At 64.3% G+C, this 16,550-nt stretch carries 16 protein-coding genes; 14 read left to right on the forward strand and 2 right to left on the reverse strand.

What is annotated here, in order from left to right; genetic code table 11:
- The first annotated feature begins 117 nt into the window (after positions 1-117).
- The 10 genes from CV023_RS06970 to groL all read left to right on the forward strand — a co-directional run bounded on the left by CV023_RS06970 (position 118) and on the right by groL (position 10,971).
- Entirely contained in the window at positions 118-804 is a 687-nt protein-coding gene (locus CV023_RS06970; RefSeq protein WP_230744750.1) for a DUF4190 domain-containing protein, read from the forward strand.
- Between the two features lie 153 nt (positions 805-957).
- Positions 958-1,383 (forward strand): DUF4190 domain-containing protein, encoded by a 426-nt coding sequence (locus tag CV023_RS06975; RefSeq protein ID WP_230744751.1) that lies wholly within the window; start codon positions 958-960, stop codon positions 1,381-1,383.
- Positions 1,384-1,481: 98 nt separating this feature from the next.
- Entirely contained in the window at positions 1,482-1,904 is a 423-nt protein-coding gene (locus CV023_RS06980) for a DUF4190 domain-containing protein (protein ID WP_230744752.1), read from the forward strand.
- Positions 1,901-2,854, forward strand: coding sequence for a 16S rRNA (cytidine(1402)-2'-O)-methyltransferase (gene rsmI / locus CV023_RS06985; RefSeq protein ID WP_442859925.1), 954 nt, complete (start codon positions 1,901-1,903; stop codon positions 2,852-2,854). Before CV023_RS06980 ends, rsmI begins: the two co-directional genes overlap by 4 nt.
- Positions 2,855-3,584: 730 nt before the next feature.
- Positions 3,585-4,208, forward strand: a complete 624-nt coding sequence (locus tag CV023_RS06990) for a hypothetical protein (protein ID WP_230744753.1) — start codon at positions 3,585-3,587, stop codon at positions 4,206-4,208.
- Between the two features lie 223 nt (positions 4,209-4,431).
- A complete protein-coding gene (gene metG, locus CV023_RS06995) occupies positions 4,432-6,147 on the forward strand; it encodes a methionine--tRNA ligase (protein ID WP_230744754.1) in 1,716 nt (571 codons plus the stop codon).
- Positions 6,147-7,121 (forward strand): TatD family hydrolase, encoded by a 975-nt coding sequence (locus CV023_RS07000; RefSeq protein WP_230744755.1) that lies wholly within the window; start codon positions 6,147-6,149, stop codon positions 7,119-7,121. Before metG ends, CV023_RS07000 begins: the two co-directional genes overlap by 1 nt.
- 289 nt (positions 7,122-7,410) lie before the next feature.
- Positions 7,411-8,604: a resuscitation-promoting factor gene (locus CV023_RS07005; RefSeq protein WP_230744756.1), complete on the forward strand. Its 1,194-nt coding sequence runs from the start codon at positions 7,411-7,413 to the stop codon at positions 8,602-8,604.
- A gap of 444 nt (positions 8,605-9,048) precedes the next feature.
- The gene (groES, locus tag CV023_RS07010; protein ID WP_166973277.1) at positions 9,049-9,342 is read left to right on the forward strand and encodes a co-chaperone GroES; all 294 of its coding nucleotides are present in this window, start codon (positions 9,049-9,051) and stop codon (positions 9,340-9,342) included.
- Positions 9,343-9,378: 36 nt separating this feature from the next.
- Positions 9,379-10,971, forward strand: coding sequence for a chaperonin GroEL (groL, locus tag CV023_RS07015; RefSeq protein ID WP_230744757.1), 1,593 nt, complete (start codon positions 9,379-9,381; stop codon positions 10,969-10,971).
- Between the two features lie 172 nt (positions 10,972-11,143).
- Here groL and CV023_RS07020 read toward each other — a convergent pair whose 3' ends face one another.
- Complete coding sequence (locus CV023_RS07020) at positions 11,144-11,383, reverse strand: hypothetical protein (protein ID WP_230744758.1); 240 nt, start codon at positions 11,381-11,383, stop codon at positions 11,144-11,146.
- Positions 11,384-11,687: 304 nt separating this feature from the next.
- Here CV023_RS07020 and CV023_RS07025 point away from each other — a divergent pair, with 304 nt between their 5' ends.
- On the forward strand, positions 11,688-13,265 hold the full coding sequence (locus tag CV023_RS07025) for a polysaccharide pyruvyl transferase family protein (RefSeq protein ID WP_230744759.1): 1,578 nt from the start codon (positions 11,688-11,690) through the stop codon (positions 13,263-13,265).
- A 190-nt stretch (positions 13,266-13,455) separates the two neighbouring features.
- The gene (locus tag CV023_RS07030) at positions 13,456-14,139 is read left to right on the forward strand and encodes a DUF1707 SHOCT-like domain-containing protein (RefSeq protein ID WP_230744760.1); all 684 of its coding nucleotides are present in this window, start codon (positions 13,456-13,458) and stop codon (positions 14,137-14,139) included.
- 83 nt (positions 14,140-14,222) lie between these two features.
- Here CV023_RS07030 and CV023_RS07035 read toward each other — a convergent pair whose 3' ends face one another.
- Positions 14,223-14,669, reverse strand: coding sequence for a hypothetical protein (locus CV023_RS07035; RefSeq protein WP_230744761.1), 447 nt, complete (start codon positions 14,667-14,669; stop codon positions 14,223-14,225).
- Between the two features lie 85 nt (positions 14,670-14,754).
- Here CV023_RS07035 and CV023_RS07040 point away from each other — a divergent pair, with 85 nt between their 5' ends.
- Complete coding sequence (locus tag CV023_RS07040) at positions 14,755-15,759, forward strand: pseudouridine synthase (protein WP_230744762.1); 1,005 nt, start codon at positions 14,755-14,757, stop codon at positions 15,757-15,759.
- Between the two features lie 9 nt (positions 15,760-15,768).
- The gene (locus CV023_RS07045) at positions 15,769-16,431 is read left to right on the forward strand and encodes a GntR family transcriptional regulator (protein WP_230744763.1); all 663 of its coding nucleotides are present in this window, start codon (positions 15,769-15,771) and stop codon (positions 16,429-16,431) included.
- The last annotated feature ends 119 nt before the right edge of the window (positions 16,432-16,550 follow it).

A 16,550-nucleotide genomic window follows, 5' to 3' on the forward strand; every position in this document is an offset into this window, starting at 1 on the left:
GTGCGTCATCGCGTGGCCGGCGGGTGTGACTTCGGTCGCTGGGGATCATTTCATTGTCCATCGGCCCATGGTGACGACTAGGGTAGTAAGAGCAGGCAGCAGACGAGTGAAATGGTGATGAGCGTGTCCTACAACCCGGACTACCGCCCGAGCGATCCGCCGCAGGTCGGTTCGCAGCAGTTCAACAATGGCTATGGATCGTCGCAGCCGCAGAACGGAACCGGCTCCGGCCAGCCGGGGTACGGGCAATCGGGGTACGAACAGTCAGCCGACTACGGCTACAGCCAGCAGGCCTCTGGTCAGCAGAGCTTCTGGCAGCAGAGCGGACACGACTACGGCCAGCAGGGCGCGTACAGCCAGCCGAACTCCTATGGCGGCTACAGCCAACCTGGTGCCTACGGAACGTACAGCCAGCAGAACGCGTACGGGTACAGCCAGCCGGTGACCTACGGAGCGCCGATGATGCTGGTGCGTCCGAAGCCGAACGCCCTTGCAGTGTGGTCGATGTGGATGGGCATCATCGGGCTCGGCGGCGGTTTGATCTGCGGCCTCTTCTCGATCATTCCGATCATCGGCTACCTCTTCGCCTTCATCGCGATGTTCCTGTGGATCGCTCCGATTCTGGCGGTCATCTTCGGACACCTCGCACACTCGAAGATCAAGAAGACCGGTGAGGACGGTCGCGGGCAGGCGACGGCCGGCCTCGTCATGGGCTATATCGGCATCGGCTTCGCCATCCTCATGGCCATCATCGTCATCGGGGTCATCGGACTGGGGTTCTTCGCCGCGGGCATGGGCTACTGATTCGGCCTTTCGGCCCGGGTTCACCGGTCTGGCATCCGTGGTGCAGGACTGCAACACAATTAGACGGTGGCCGAGTCTCGTGGTCGATAGCGTTGGAGACAGAACGCAGGGGTTGACCCCGAGCACCGCCAACGCGACTGGAGCGAATCGGACATGTACACTCGTCAACTTCCCGCCGGCGGAAGCTATGCAGGCACTGCCCCCACCGCGGGCAGCACCTTCAACGGGGCCAGCTCCTACAACATGAGCATGCCGGCAGCCGCTATCCAGCCCTATGCCATTGCCCCGGCCTATGTCTACCGGCCGATCGCCCCGACCAACACCCTGGCGATCGTCGGCATGATTCTCTCGATCGCCGCTTTCAGCTTCGCCCCGGCCGCGATCGTCGGAATCATCCTCGGTCACATCGCCCGGCGTCAGATCCGCAGGAGCGGAGAGCGCGGTGACGGGATGGCGGTCGCCGCGCTGTGGATCGGTTATCTGCTCACCTTGTTCTGGCTGCTGTTCCTCATCCTCTACTTCGGACTCATCGCTCTCGCGGTCGGTCTGGAAGTGTCCACCGCCGGTCAGATCAGCTGATTAGCCGACCCGAACTGAGACCCACCTGTAACTGCCCCGCCTTTTGCCGCGCCGATCGACTCGGTACCGTTGGAGGCAGACCCCAAGGAGAGAACGCCATGAGCAGTCAGAACAACTGGAACAATCCGGACATGTACTACCAGCAGCCGCAGTCGGGTGCTCCCGGCAACTCCGGCTACAACCAGAATGCCGCGTACGGAGCCAATGCCCAGTACGCAGGGACGACCTACGCATACCAGCCGCTGCCTCCGACGAACACCTTGGCGATCATCGCTCTCGTCTCTTCGATCGCCGGTGTCGTCGCCATTCCCATCCTCGGCGGGATCGCGGGCATCATCATGGGGCACATCTCCCGCAAGCAGATCAAGCAGACCGGGGAACGCGGAGACGGAATGGCCGTGGGTGCTCTCTGGACCGGCTACATCGGCACTGCGCTGTGGGTCCTCTTCTGGGTCGGCTATGTGGGTGTCATGGTCCTCATCTTCGGCGTGGCGATGGTCGGAGCGGGTTCGGCCGGTTGAGCCAGCCAACGCCCCCTGCCTACGATGAGCGGGACCAGGACACTGCGACCGATGACCAGCACTCTGTGACCGATGGCCTCGGCCCACTGCCGGCGGACGGCGCAGAATCCACGGGTCCTTCCGACGGCGGACGACTCATCCTCGTCGGCACTCCGATCGGCAACCTCGGCGATGCGAGCCCGCGAATGCAGCAGGCCATCGCCGCAGCCGACGTTATTGCCGCCGAGGACACTCGGCGCTTCCTCTCGCTGGCCCAGCGCCTCGAGCTCGACCACACCAAGCGGGTCATCAGCGTCTTCGACCACAACGAGGGCAGCCGTGCGCCCGAACTCGTCGAGCACATCCGTGGCGGCCAGACCGTGGTCCTGCTCAGTGACGCCGGGATGCCCGCCGTCTCCGATCCGGGCTACCGAGTCGTTAAGGCCTGCGCCGAAGCGGGGCTGCCGATCACCTCGACGCCGGGACCATCCGCCGTGCTCATGGCGCTCGCCGTCTCCGGTCTGCCGAGCGATCGATTCAGCTTCGAGGGATTTCTGCCGCGGAAATCCGGGCAGCGCAAGAGCTTGCTCGAGGAACTGAAGGCCGAGAAGCGGACCATGGTCTTCTTCGAAAGCCCCCACCGCATCGCCGATGCCATGGACGACTTCTGCGAGGTCATCGGCGGCGACCGTCCGATGAGCATCAGCCGCGAGCTCACGAAGACCTACGAGGAGACGCTGCGCGGGACCACGGGAACGCTGCGTGACCTCGCCGCCGATGGTCTGCGCGGGGAACTCACCCTCGTCCTCGCCGGCGCCACTGCTGTGGAGACGAATCCGGAGGACCACCTCGGCGCGGTCTCAGCCCTCGTCGACTCCGGCGTGCGGGCGAAGGACGCCGCCGGCCAGATCGCGAAGCAGTTCGGACTGTCCAAACGCGATGTCTATGAGGCCTGGCTCCACCAGGAGTGAGGCCGGCCGGTGCGAAGCGGGGTCTCCACTCATGCGCGCGGGGCTGTGGATGGAGCGCTTGCGGGTTGGTGTACCGCTTAAGTCACTGTGCAGCGGTTGTAACCAGCCGCCTCTGACTTAAACAGTGCATCCGCCCCGGGCAACCCGCCAGTCTCCTCGCCTGAGTCGAGGATGCGTGGCTGTGGACGACTGCGGCGACTCGTGTGCATCGGCTCTGTGGAGGAGAAAGCCGTATGCACAAGCGGACTATTGAGGCTGTACGCGGTGTGCGCCTTGAGGCCAGGCTTGCGGCATGTTCAACATCGCGTACTTTCAGGACCTGAGATGTGCCGGCGTCACGACCACTCGGATCCGGGCGGCTCTGTCCTGCTGCCTGCTCAGACTCGGGCACGGGGTCTATTCGGTGATTCGGCGATGCGGGAATCCCGGTCACGCGGTCTTTGCGACGTTCATCGACAACGAGGACTGGATCCGTTTTCACGCCGAGGGAAAGCCGCGGGATTCAGGCCAACGTGCCCGGTACTCCGAACATCTGGACAGACTGCGGGTGCTCAGCTATCCGAACTATCGGCCCGACGATGTGGTCTGGTCAGTGTCGGCGGCTCGAGTGCATCGGATCGGGCTGTTCGATGCGCCGGTTCGACCGATCTCTGTCATCAATCCGCGTTTCCGCACGATGAATAGAACAATTCGACGGCACAAGCGTCCGGTTCCGGCTGAGGACACCTGCGTGTTCGAGAACATCGTCAGCACCACCCCTGCTCGCACGGCTCTGGATCTGAACGCGGATCTGAGTCCGGCAGCCGGGTTCGCGGCCATGGAGCAGGTGCTGCGACGGCACATGCTCGGCGACGATGAAGACCTGATCTTCAGACTCGGCTACCCGCCGAACCTGGAAGCGGAGGTTCCCGCGGCCGTCCGTTCGCTGTTCGCGAGTCCGGTCGCACGGCTGTCCAGCGGGCGGAAGCGGGCCGAGAAGCTCGGGGGACTGATCAGCCCGTTGTCCGAAAGCTATGCGGAGAGCCGCGCCTCGCTCAACCTGCACCTGCTCGGCCTGCATGATTTCGTGCAGCAGTTCGAAGTCAGGGACGGGCGACGAAAGCTCACGCGTCTGGACTTCCTGCTGAAGAATGCACGAGTGGCGCTGTACGTCGACGGGACACAGAAATACGTCGACACGGGATTCGACGCGATGAACAAGGAGAGCCGCCAGCACAATCGGCTTCTCGCATTGGGGTTCAAGGTCATCCGGTTCAAGTTCAACGAGGTGCTCGGCTTGCAGACGTTCTCACAGAAGCTGTTCTCACAGGCTCCGGAGCTGCGCGGCCAGTGTGGCTGTCGGCTTAAACTCTGAGGGGAGGGTGCACGGGTGCGCGGGTGTGCGAGTACGAAGGTGCGCGGACGCGAAGGTACGCGGGTAAGCGGGTACGCAGATGCACGCAATAAGTCAGCATGCACCGGTTGCAACCAGCGCATGCTGACTTAACACGTGCAATGGCCGCCTACGCCCATGCCCACGCCCCCACCCCCGGACCCGTGCGCACCGGCGCCGCGGCGTCCCTTAGACTGAGTTGCCTATGGGTTACTACTTGACGACAGCCATTGCCTACCCCAACGGGGCCATTCACATCGGGCACGCGTACGAATACATTGCGGCCGACACGATCGCGCGGTTCAAACGTCTCGACGGCAACGACGTGTTCTTCGCCACCGGCACGGATGAGCACGGGCTGAAGATGCTGCAGGCGGCGAACAAGCTCGGCATCACCCCCAAAGAACTCGCCGATGACAATGCGAAGAACTTCCGCGACACCCAGCTCGCCCTCGGCTCGACCTTCGACCGCTTCATCCGCACCACCGACGAGGACCACTACGCGGCGTCCAAGGCGATCTGGCGCAAGCTCGAAGAGGCCGGCGACATCTACCTCGACACCTACGCCGGATGGTACTCGGTCCGCGATGAGGCCTTCTACACACAGGATGAGACCGAGGTCGTCGACGGCGTCCGCCTGTCCAAGGAGACCCGCACCGAGGTGACCTGGACGGAGGAGGAGTCCTACTTCTTCCGCCTCTCGAAGTACCAGGACAAGCTGCTCGAGCTGTACAAGAACCACCCCGAGTTCATCGGCCCGGACTCCCGCCGCAACGAGGTCGCCTCGTTCGTCGCCTCGGGGCTCAAGGACCTCTCGGTCTCGCGCACCACCTTCGACTGGGGTGTGCCGGTGCCCGGCAACGAGAAGCACGTCATGTACGTGTGGATCGACGCCCTGACGAACTACCTCACCGCTGCCGGATACCCCGACGACCAGGAGCGATTGACCAAGTGGTGGCCGGCGAACGTCCACATCATCGGCAAGGACATCATCCGCTTCCACAGCGTCTACTGGCCCGCGTTCCTCATGAGCGCCGGGATCGAACTGCCCAAGCGAGTCCACGCTCACGGCTTCCTCTTCAACTCCGGTGAGAAGATGTCGAAGTCCGTCGGCAACGTCGTCGACCCCATCGACCTCGTCGACGCCTTCGGTCTCGACACTCTGCGCTTCTTCCTCTTCCGTGAGTTCTCCTACGGCCATGACGGGTCCTACACCAAGGACTCGATCATCACCCGCAAGAACTCCGACCTCGCCAACGAGTACGGCAACCTGGCCCAGCGCTCGCTGTCGATGATCGCGAAGAACTGCGATGCCCAGGTGCCCCAACCCGGCGAACTCACCGAGGACGACGAGAAGCTGCTGGCCCTGGCCCGTGCGGTCCCCGACACCGCCCGCCGCCACGTCGACACGCAGGCCCTACACCTCTACGTCGAGGCCTGCTGGAAGGTCCTCTCCGAGGCCAACCGCTACTTCTCCGCCCAGGAGCCGTGGAAGCTGAAGAAGACCGATCCCGACCGCATGGCCACCGTGCTGTGGGTGACGATCGAGGTTGTGCGCATCATCTCGATCCTCATCCAGCCGGTCATGCCCGAGTCCGCCGGCAAGATCCTCGACCTCCTCGGCGTCCCCGCCGGAGTCGGGGAGGCCGGGGCGAAGGTGCTGCCCTCCGCACTCGATTCGGGATCCGGCGCCGAGGCGATGGACTCCCTGATCGTAGGAGCCGGAGCGGGCGTCGTCGCCGGGGCCGGATTCGCCGCTGCCGGCATCGCCCCGGTCGCCGCCGAAACCGCGGAGAGCGGGATCGCCGCTGCCGAGGTGGACCCCCGGTCCTTCGCGGCCGTGGGCTTACCGCTCGAGCCGGGCACTCCGCTGCCCAAGCCCGAGCCGGTGTTCCCGAAGTTCGTGGAGGAGACCGAGTAATGGCCTCGCGCGCTGCCGGAACCTACCCGCCGGTGCCCGAACCGCTCGCCTACCCCATCGTCGACACCCACACTCACCTCGACATCTGCACGGGAGTGCGCCTGCCGCTGGGTTCGGGCGAGCCGGAACCTGAGGTCACCCCCGATGAGGACGAAGAGTTCCCCTCCCTCGACTTCTTCTATGAGACAGCGCAATCGGCCGGGGTGCAGCGGATCGTCCAGATCGGCTGCGATCTGCCCGCTGCACGGTGGACCGCCGAGCTCGTCGCCTCGCAGTACGCCGGGGCCGACCGCGCCGAGGTGGCACCAGGGTCGACCATCCCGACCCCGCCGGCGCGCAGCCGGGAGTGGATGCTCGGTGGCGCGGCCCTGCACCCCAATGAAGCACCGCGGCTGGCCGCACGTGGCCTGCTCGACGAGGCGCTGACGGAGATCGAGTCGCTGGTGACCTCCCACTCCCGGATGCGCGTAGTGGGGGAGACCGGCCTCGACTACTTCCGCACCGGTGACGAAGGCATCGCCGAACAGCAGCGTTCCTTCCGTGCTCACATCGAGATCGCCAAGCGCACCGGCAAGGCTCTGCAGATCCACGACCGCGAGGCTCATGCGGATGTGCTGCGCATCCTCCGCGAGGAGGGTGCCCCCGAGGTCACGATCTTCCACTGCTTCTCCGGCGACGAGGCGATGGCCCGCGAATGCGCCAGCGCCGGCTACTTCATGTCCTTCGCCGGGAACCTCACGTTCAAGAACGCCGAGGAGCTGCGGCGCGCGGCGAAATCCGTCCCACTCGATCTGCTGCTCACCGAGACCGACGCACCGTTCCTCACTCCGCACCCGCACCGGGGGCGCCCGGGTGGCCCGTACCTCGCGGCGATCACCGCGAGGAGGCTTGCCGAGGTGCGCGGAATGAATGAGGAAGATCTGTGCGCCGCGGTCTGGAACAACGCGAGCACCGCGCTGGGCAGCTGGAGCTAGATCTGACCGTCTGAACCGAGCGTTGGGCGGAACCGAACGGTTGACGTGGACTGCTTGACCGCCTCGGCGGGGAGGGCTCTGCGGGGTGGGCTGTGAGGGAGATTACGGAACGGAACGACCGCCTCGGCGGGGAAATGTCACGGTCGGGTGGCCCCCGGAATCACGGGGAAGTCCTGGTCAGCAGGGGCAGGGAAGCGACCCTGCCGTTACGTTTTCGTGATATTTTGCTAACCGTGTAACGAATCGGTTACAGTGTATGAGTCGATGAACTCTGCTCAGGGATATTTCTGTGATTGATTTTCTCAAGAACCGCAAGGTGCAGATCGCTGCACAGGCGGTCGTGATTACCGGACTCGTGGGTGGCACGGGCGCCGTGGTCACCATGAACAAGCCCGTGACCCTCGAAGTCAACGGTCAGGCCGAAGAGATTCGGACCTTCGGCGGAACGGTCGGGGACATCCTCGACAGCCGCGACCTCGACCTCGACAAGCGCGATCAGATCAAGCCCGGCGCCGATACGAAAGTCGACCGGGACATGACGATCACGGTCAACACCGCCAAGGACGTGTCCCTCTCGGTCGACGGCAAGGAGACCGACGAGTGGACCAACGCGAACACCGTGGGTCAGGCGCTGGCCGACCTCGGTGTGAACGCGAAGGACGCCGAGATCAATGCCGAGCCCAATCAGTCTCTCAAGGACAAGGGCAACGACATCGAGGTGACGACCGCGAAGGACCTCACCATCGTCGCCGACGGCAAGGACCACAAGGTCTCGGCCGCGGTGGGCACGGCAGAGGATGCGCTCGGCGAATCCAAGATCAAACTCGACAAGGACGACTTCCTGTCCGTGCCGATGTCGGCGGATGTCTCCGACGGCCAGGTTCTCACCGTCAACCGGGTGGAGAACAAGACCGTCAAGGAGAAGGAGTCGATCAAGGCCAAGGTCGAGAAGAAGAAGTCCGACTCCCTCTACAAGGGCGAGACCAAGGTCGAGTCCGAGGGCAAGGATGGTCAGAAGGAGATCTCCTACAAGATCAAGACCGTCAACGGCGATGAGGTGAAGAAGGAGAAGAAGGACGAGAAGGTCCTCTCCGAACCCAAGACCAAGGTCGTCATCGAAGGCACCAAGAAGAAGGAGACCCCGAGCGACACCGGTGGCTCGGACTCCGGCGGCTCCGGTTCGGGCGGCTCCGACGACGGATCCAGCTCCGGCGGTGGCGGCGGCGGCTCGATGAGCACCCAGGAGATCAAGGACATGCTCGGTGGACCCGGCTCCAAGTGGTACTCGGTCGTCAAGTGCGAATCGAACTTCGACCCGAAGGCCTCGAACGGCACCCACTTCGGTCTCTTCCAGTTCCTCCCGCAGACCTGGCACTCCATGGGCGGCAGCGGCAATCCCTCGGATGCCAGCCCGCAGGAGCAGTTCCAGCGTGCGAAGAAGCTCCAGGCCGAAGCCGGCTGGGGGCAGTGGACCTGCGCCTGAGCCGAGGTTGCGCCTGAGCTGGTTCGCAACTGAGCCGGTCGGCGACTGAGCCAGTCGGCGGCTGAGCCGAGGCGATCGACCGAAAGCGCGGATTCCGGGAATACCCCGGGGTCCGCGCTTTCTGTATGCGCGGCTCGTTCGGGTCGCGGGGTCCGGTGCCTTCGAGGCCTGGCGCTGCGCCCTCGGCCCCTTGGGTTCCGCTGCGCCTCCGACCCCGCGTGTGCGGCCCAATCTGAACTTTCGCCCAGAGCATGACGAAACCTTGGCACTCGAGTTGACCGAGTGCTAAACCCGTTCTAGAGTCGAATTAGCACTAGCACTCATTGAGTGCCAGTTTTACGAGACGGTCGAATCGCTCGGCACCCGCGACGACGAGAGATTCATGGCAGCAGCCGCCGTCTGACTCAACGAAGAATTGAACCCAGCGAAGGGAGAGGGCCCGATATGTCGGTCTCCATCAAGCCACTCGAAGATCGGATTGTCATCCGTCAGGTCGAAGCAGAGCAGACTACCGCCAGTGGTCTGGTCATTCCCGAAACCGCCAAGGAAAAGCCTCAGGAAGGCGAAGTTGTCGCAGTGGGCCCAGGCCGCGTTGCCGACAACGGAAACCGCGTTCCCGTTGACGTTGCCATCGGCGACAAGGTCATCTACTCCAAGTACGGAGGCACCGAAGTCAAGTACGCAGGAGAAGAATTCCTCGTGCTCTCAGCTCGTGACGTGCTCGCCGTCATCGGCTGAATCCTCTGAACAACCACTTCACTGACAGGAGGACGAATGCCTAAGACTCTGGAATTCAACGACGAAGCTCGTCGTGCACTCGAAAAGGGTGTCAATACCTTGGCCGACACCGTCAAGGTGACGCTGGGACCCAAGGGCCGCAATGTCGTGCTCGACAAGAAGTGGGGCGCCCCCACGATCACCAACGATGGCGTGACCATCGCTCGTGAGGTCGAGGTCGACGACCCGTATGAGAACCTCGGCGCTCAGCTGGCCAAGGAAGTTGCCACCAAGACCAACGACATCGCCGGTGACGGAACCACCACCGCGACGGTCCTGGCTCAGGCCTTCGTCAACGAAGGTCTGCGCAATGTGGCCGCCGGTGCTGCTCCCGGAGCGCTCAAACGCGGAATCGAATCCGCCGTCGAGGCTGTCTCCGATCAGCTCGGCACCATCGCCCGCGATGTCGCCGACTCCTCGGAGATCGCCCATGTCGCCGGTCTGTCCGCTCAGTCCGAAGAGATCGGCAAGCTCATTGCCGACGCCTTCGACAAGGTGGGCAAGGACGGCGTCATCACGATCGACGAGTCCCAGGCCGCTTCTGTGGAACTCGAGATCACCGAGGGAATGCAGTTCGATAAGGGTTACCTCTCGCCGCACTTCGTGACCGATGCTGATCGCCAGGAAGCTGTGCTCTCCGACGCGCTCATCCTCATCAACCAGGGCAAGATCTCCAATATCCAGGAGCTCCTCCCTGTGCTCGAGAAGGTGCAGCAGGCCGGAAAGCCCCTGTTCATCGTTGCCGAAGACATCGAGGGCGAGGCTCTGTCGACGCTGGTCGTCAACAAGCTGCGCGGAATCATCAATGTCGCTGCCGTCAAGGCACCCGGCTTCGGTGACCGCCGCAAGGCCATCCTCGAGGACCTCGCCGTCCTCACCGGTGGTCAGGTCGTCACCCCGGATATGGGCATGAAGCTCGACCAGATCACCCTGGACGAGCTCGGCAACGCCCGCACCATCACCGTCACCAAGGACAACACCACCATCATCGATGGTGCCGGGTCCGACGATGCTGTTGCCGGCCGGGTCGCCCAGATCCGCGCCGAGGTTGAGAACACCGATTCCGACTGGGACCGCGAGAAGCTGCAGGAGCGCTTGGCCAAGCTCTCCGGCGGTGTCGCCGTCATCAAGGTCGGCGCCGCCACCGAGGTGGAGCTCAAGGAGCGTAAGCACCGCGTCGAAGACGCCGTGTCCGCAACTCGTGCCGCCATCGAAGAAGGCGTCGTCGCCGGTGGTGGATCGGCTCTGATCCACGCCGCGAAGGTCCTCGACGGAAACGACCTGGGACTGGCCGGAGATGCGGCCACCGGTGCCGACATCGTTCGCCGCGGCGTCGTCCAGCCTCTGCGATGGATTGCCGAGAACGCCGGTCAGGACGGCTACGTCGTCGTCTCCAAGGTGCAGGACCTCGAGTCCGGCCAGGGATACAACGCCGCCACCGATTCCTACGGCGACCTCATCGGCGCCGGAATCATCGACCCGGTCAAGGTCACTCGTTCGGCTCTGCGCAACGCCGCTTCGATCGCCGCCCTGGTTCTCACCACCGAGACCCTGGTCGTCGAGAAGAAGGAAGAAGAGGACGAGGACTGAGCCATCCGCTCAGACTGAGTCGTTTCTGACCAGCATCAGTGGCCCGGAACATCATGTTCCGGGCCACTGGTGTATTCACAGCAGAACGCCGAGGCTGTTCCGCGGAAGCCCTCCGGGCCGTGTGCTCGTCGACGACAGCGTGGACGTCGTAGAGCACTGACCTGGAAGAGCGCTAACCTGCGAGGGCATCGCGGAGCCGCAGCAGGTCCTCGCGCACCAATGCGGCGTCCTGATCGAACTCGTCTTCGCTGGTGCCCGGCCTGCGGAAGAGGGTGAAGACCACCTCGGCGCCAGTGTCATTGGCCAACACCCTCAGCGGATTGTGGACCGTCGTGCCGTCGGGGAAGACCACCTCATGGTCGAGGATCCCGAAATCGCGCCCCGGCAGGAAGCGGACCTCGACGGAACCCATCGGCGAATCGGCGATCCATCAGCCCTCCGCCTCCCGGATGCCCGCACTCAGCCCGGCCGCTCAGGTGTGCAGATTGGCGGGGTTTCCGGCGAAGCGCGCCACCTCGGTGGGGGAACGGTCGATGGATTGGGAGAGATGAAGCGCCGGAAATGTCATAGTCCAAGTGGACCACAGGTCGAATGAGGAAAGTGTCGAGCAGTCGGGTTCATCTGGTGGTCTTCGTCTGTTCACCTGAAGGAGCGGGGGAAGTACTACTGTGTCCCGGAGATTCTGACGATGAACGCGCAGGCTGCCTTAGGGAGACATGAAACGCATTACGATGATCGGCGACGTCGGCTGGAGCCGGTTCTATCACCTCGGTGACGAGGCGATGACCGAGATGGCTCTCGACGCACTGAATCAACGAGGCGGTATCGAGGTCACGCTCATCGCCGGTGAACCTGCTCACGCCAGTGAGATGTATGGCGTCAAGGCGATTCCACGGATCGGCTTCAAACGGAACCGTCCGCCCAACATCACCCGCATGGAGCGCATTCTCGAATTCGCCAGGACCGAAGGTGCCAGCGGTGGCCTGGCACCCGGGGATCCGGCCATCAGAGTGATCGAGGCAGTGCGCAGCTCCGATGCGGTACTCATCGCCGGCGGCGGCAACCTCAATTCGATGTTCGCTCATCACATCTATGAGAGGGTGACTCTCGGCAGGATCGCGCAGCTGTTCGGCAAACCCTATGCGCTGACCAGTCAGACTCTGGGGCCTCTGATCTACGACGAGGACCGGAAGCTCGTCTACGAATTCCTCGCTGCTGCCGAATTCCTCGGCAGCAGAGAAGGCTACACCACGAAATTCGCCAAGCAGGTGGGCGGTAAGAGGGCAGTCATCCGGCGACAGGTCGACGATGCGTTCTCCCTAGAGGCTCGAGACAGTGATCGGGACGACGTCTCCGACCTGACGAACGAACCGTTCATTCTGGCAAGCTATGCGGAGAAGGCCTCCTCGCCGGTGCTCTCGGACAGCCGCTACCACGAGATCCTCACTGAGATCACGCGCAGACTTGCCGACGAAACCGGGTTGAAAGTGCTGCTGGTTCCGCACGGGGGCGGTTTTCCGCCGGCCCAACACACTCGCGATCAGATCGCCAATGCACAGATTGCCGAAGAGATCGGTCGGGACAGGGTCGAACCGACGCGAATGCTCACTGCTCGGCAGCTTGTTGCTCTGACGGAGCGGGCCGAGTTCGTCATCGGCACCCGGTACCACGCCGGGATCTTCGCGGGTGCGGCAGCAGTGCCCTTCATCTCTGTCGTACCCAACCTCTATTCCTCCATTCGCATGCGTGGTGCGGCAGAGAATGTCGGCATGGAGCAGTTCGTCCTGCCGATCGAGTCGATCGATGACATCGTCGACACCGGTGTCGGCTTGGCGGAGAATCGTTCGACGTTCCACGAGGTGCTCAAGGAGAGTTCTTTCCGCCGGCGCGAGGAGCATAGGGACTGGTGGGACTTCGTCGTGGCGCATACCGTCGGTGGCGAATCAGGCGTGAAGCCGGATGCGTCCTCGGTTCCGGCGCCGGGATTCTTCCATGCCGAGGAGATCACCAACGGATTCGGCACCGAGCTGGAAGCCAACCGCGCACGCTTGGCTGCAATCGAAAGCTATGGGCTCCTGCTGGCGAAGAGAGACCGACAGCTGGCCGTCGCCCGGCGCGAAGCTCACGAAGCCACCCGTGCCCTGGACCGCAGTGAGGCACGGCACCAACGACAGGACGACATGACAATCGTCAAGTTCGCCCGATCGGCACGTAAACTGCAGCGGCGTTTGAAAAGGTCGGCTCGGCGGGCTCTGAACCATGCGCCAGCGGTGATTGCACCACGGTCCGAATAGCCTGTCGGTCGACCGCCGATGGTGACGCGGTTCCGGTGAAGCCCTGACCGAGCGGGCACCAGCGCGTGCGGCCACGTTGATCAGTCCGGTGGACGCACTCGAAGCCGGATAGCCACAGCTCGAGCCAGTGCAGGCCGTTCCTCCGCCCCGTTTCGTTGCCGCGCGCACAGGAATCGGGCACGATGGTGGGATGACTCCCACTGGTTCAGATGAGCCGATCGGGCAGCCCGAAGATCCTGCGCGCACGATGCGCATCGGCCACCCCGAGTGTGACGCCGCGATAGAAACACTCCGGAAGGCCGCAGGCGAGGGACGAATCTCCCTTGACGAACTCGAGGAGCGGATGGAGCGCGTCGAGTCGGCACGTTTCCCGATCGATCTCGATGAGGCGCTGGCAGATGTCACCCCGGATCGGCCCTCGGCGCACGCCCGTGCCGAAGCCGATGGCATCCGTGCCGATGACCTCGCGTCCCGGCGGTCCGGTGCGGGCTGGAGCACCGAGAACAGAGAGATCGTGCACGCGCCGTGGACCACCGGACTCATTCGGAACGGCCGCTGGCCTGTGCCGGCCTACCTGCGCTGCGAGCCCGCCGGAGTCCTCCTCGAGCTCAACTTCCTCGAGGTCAGCACGGATCTCAAGATCATCGACATCGAAGTCGCGGCCCGGACCGGCACCCTGAAGCTCGTCGTCCCCGACGACTGGGGTGTCGACATCGCAGACCTCCAGCGCAGATCGATCGCCGTCATCGCGTTCAAGGCCAACCAAGCTGCCGAAGAAGGCAGTCCCACGATCCGCGTCCACGGAAGCATCGGTGCGGGAGTCCTTCAGGTGCTGTTGCCCAATCGTCGACAGCGCAGGAAGCTGAGCAGCTGATCCTCTCGGTTGTCTGCCTGGACGCGAATACGGTGCGTTGCCGTCTGGCGTCGCCATCGACTTCCTCGTCGACAGGGCATGAGTCAGTCCCTGCGGTGGGCCGAGGTGCAGCGACGCCGGTGGAGCCGGAGATTGCGCGAGCCGATTCTGCGCAGGCGCATCAGGCATTCGTCGGGCCCGTCGAAGTCCGGGCGAGGAGCGCGCCACAGACTGGGGCGAGGGGCATTGTGTTCGTCTGCCTCCCAGTCCTCATCGCGGCGCTGCGCGAAGTCCGAGCCGTCGATGAATGCCCGGAGTGCGGCGATGAGCGTGAGCTGGAGGTCAGCGACCGAATCGGTGCCCTCCGAGAAATCGAGGGGGATGTCGGCGACCTCCGAGTCGGCGACGACTCGGACGATCCATTTGCCTTCACCAGCCGGGTCGGGATTCATTGCGATGCTGTCCCACTCGTCGTTGGCGTACAGGCCGAGAACAACAGGAGTGGCGACCTTGTTGAGGAGGAACTCTTCCGTCAGATCGGTGTGGTCCATACCTTCCACCATAGAACTCCGCGCGCCCGATTTCTCGCAGCCCCACGCCTCCAGGCGACATCGGCTCGCCCGATAGACTGCGTGAATGCCCCGCAGCCCGCTTCCGCCCCGTGACGGAATCTCGGCGACCTCGCTGCGCGCACCGGGCGGACGGGCGACACATACTAAGAACCATCTGCCGGTCCCCGATACCATCGGCGACTGGCTGCGGGAGGAATTCCCCGCCGCCCCGGTCGACGACATCGAACGACTCCTCGCTCAGTCTGGCGCCGAGGCGGGGCGGCTCTGCGATATCACCGGCCGACCCGTGGCCTGGGACGACCCGGTCGAACCCGGCGGGTTCTATTTCTTCCACCGTCCAGTGCCCCCGGAGGCACGCATTCCCTTCGAGATCTCTGTCGTCTGCGAAGACGAGGACCTGCTCGTCGTCGACAAACCCCACTTCCTGGCCAGCACCCCCAACGGGCGCTTCGTCCGCGAGAGCGTGGTCACCCGAGCACGCCAGGACTTCGACCAGCCCGACCTCGTGGCCATCCATCGTCTCGACCGGGTCACCGCGGGTCTGCTCATCCTCTCGAAGCGTCCCGAGACCCGGGGCCGCTACCAGCGTCTCTTCCAAGATCGGAAGGTCACCAAGACCTACCGGGCACTGGCACCGCTGCCGCCGGAGAACCTCGACTTCCCGCTGCTGCGGGAATCGAGACTGATCAAACCCCCGGGCGGGAGGCAGGTCCTCGAAGTCGAAGGCGAACCGAACGCGATCAGCCGGATCCGCCTGCTCGGAACGGTGGAGCCACCTCGGCGCGGGGAAACGACGTCGGATGCGATCGCCGAATACGAACTCGAACCGCTGACCGGCAAGACCCACCAGCTGCGCGTGCACATGAACGCGCTCGGGCTGCCCATCCTCGGCGATCCCGTCTACCCGATCGACCGCGAACCGGATCCCTATGATTTCGATTCCCCGCTCCAACTGCTGGCCGCCGCGATCGCATTCGACGATCCGCTGACCGGTCTCCCGCGCCGATTCGACACCGCGCTGCGCCTGGGCCCGGGGCGCTTCCACCCAAGATCCGCGGGGACACGGTAACCTGGGGGTATGAGTCCAAACGCACCCGGATGCACCTCAGAGGCGATCGTCGCCCTGGTCCGGTCCCGAATCACCTCCGGCGAATACCCCGCCGGCAGTCCCGTGCGGGACGGTGCCTTGGCCAAGGAATTCAACGTCTCCCGCAATACCGCGCGCGAGTCGCTCAGCCTGCTCCGCCACGCCGGACTGCTCGTCCAGGAACCCAACCGCGGCTTCTTCGTCCGCACCTTCGGCATCGACGAACTCAGGGACCTCTACCGGGCCCGCCGGGTCTTCGAGATCCGTGCGGTGCAGGAATCCCAGGACGCTACCGAGGAGGCGATGGCCGTCGTCGAGGCCTCGGTGGTCCGCGCCGAGACCGCTCCGGACAATGAAGGCTGGGTCGATGCGCAGGAGCACTCGGCCTCCTTCCACCGCGCCATCGTGGGCCTCCTCGGCTCGCCCCTGCTCGACGAGTTCTACCTCAACCTCATGGCCCGACTCTCGACGACCTTCTCCCGCTCGGTCGAACCGGGCAAATACCACTCCCACTGGGCCAACCCCCACCGGGACATCCTCGAGAAGATCAAATCGGGGGACCGGCAAGGTGCCGAGGGACTGCTGCGCATCCACCTCGACGACTCCGAGGCCTCCACTCTCGACCTCGCCCGATCGGTCGGCGCGGGACGCTGAGCCGCGTCCGGCGGCTCGGGCATGGGTGATTGCTCTCGAGTCGGTGGTGGCGAGGCGGATCGGTGGTGAATTGGCGGAGCGGTGATGGCTTGCCGGAGCATTCTCTTCGCGGCAGAGCG

Source organism: Brevibacterium sp. CCUG 69071 (assembly GCF_021023135.1).
Lineage (GTDB): Bacteria > Actinomycetota > Actinomycetes > Actinomycetales > Brevibacteriaceae > Brevibacterium.

Bases quoted from the DNA above. Each gene is read 5' to 3' on its own strand.
- groL (WP_230744757.1), top strand. From the start codon at position 9,379: ATGCCTAAGACTCTGGAATTCAACGACGAAGCTCGTCGTGCACTCGAA.
- CV023_RS07030 (WP_230744760.1), top strand. From the start codon at position 13,456: ATGACTCCCACTGGTTCAGATGAGCCGATCGGGCAGCCCGAAGATCCT.
- CV023_RS07020 (WP_230744758.1), bottom strand. From the start codon at position 11,383: ATGGGTTCCGTCGAGGTCCGCTTCCTGCCGGGGCGCGATTTCGGGATC.
- CV023_RS07040 (WP_230744762.1), top strand. From the start codon at position 14,755: ATGCCCCGCAGCCCGCTTCCGCCCCGTGACGGAATCTCGGCGACCTCG.
- CV023_RS07000 (WP_230744755.1), top strand. From the start codon at position 6,147: ATGGCCTCGCGCGCTGCCGGAACCTACCCGCCGGTGCCCGAACCGCTC.
- groES (WP_166973277.1), top strand. From the start codon at position 9,049: ATGTCGGTCTCCATCAAGCCACTCGAAGATCGGATTGTCATCCGTCAG.
- CV023_RS06980 (WP_230744752.1), top strand. From the start codon at position 1,482: ATGAGCAGTCAGAACAACTGGAACAATCCGGACATGTACTACCAGCAG.
- CV023_RS06975 (WP_230744751.1), top strand. From the start codon at position 958: ATGTACACTCGTCAACTTCCCGCCGGCGGAAGCTATGCAGGCACTGCC.
- CV023_RS07045 (WP_230744763.1), top strand. From the start codon at position 15,769: ATGAGTCCAAACGCACCCGGATGCACCTCAGAGGCGATCGTCGCCCTG.
- CV023_RS07035 (WP_230744761.1), bottom strand. From the start codon at position 14,669: ATGGACCACACCGATCTGACGGAAGAGTTCCTCCTCAACAAGGTCGCC.
- CV023_RS07025 (WP_230744759.1), top strand. From the start codon at position 11,688: ATGAAACGCATTACGATGATCGGCGACGTCGGCTGGAGCCGGTTCTAT.
- metG (WP_230744754.1), top strand. From the start codon at position 4,432: ATGGGTTACTACTTGACGACAGCCATTGCCTACCCCAACGGGGCCATT.
- CV023_RS06970 (WP_230744750.1), top strand. From the start codon at position 118: ATGAGCGTGTCCTACAACCCGGACTACCGCCCGAGCGATCCGCCGCAG.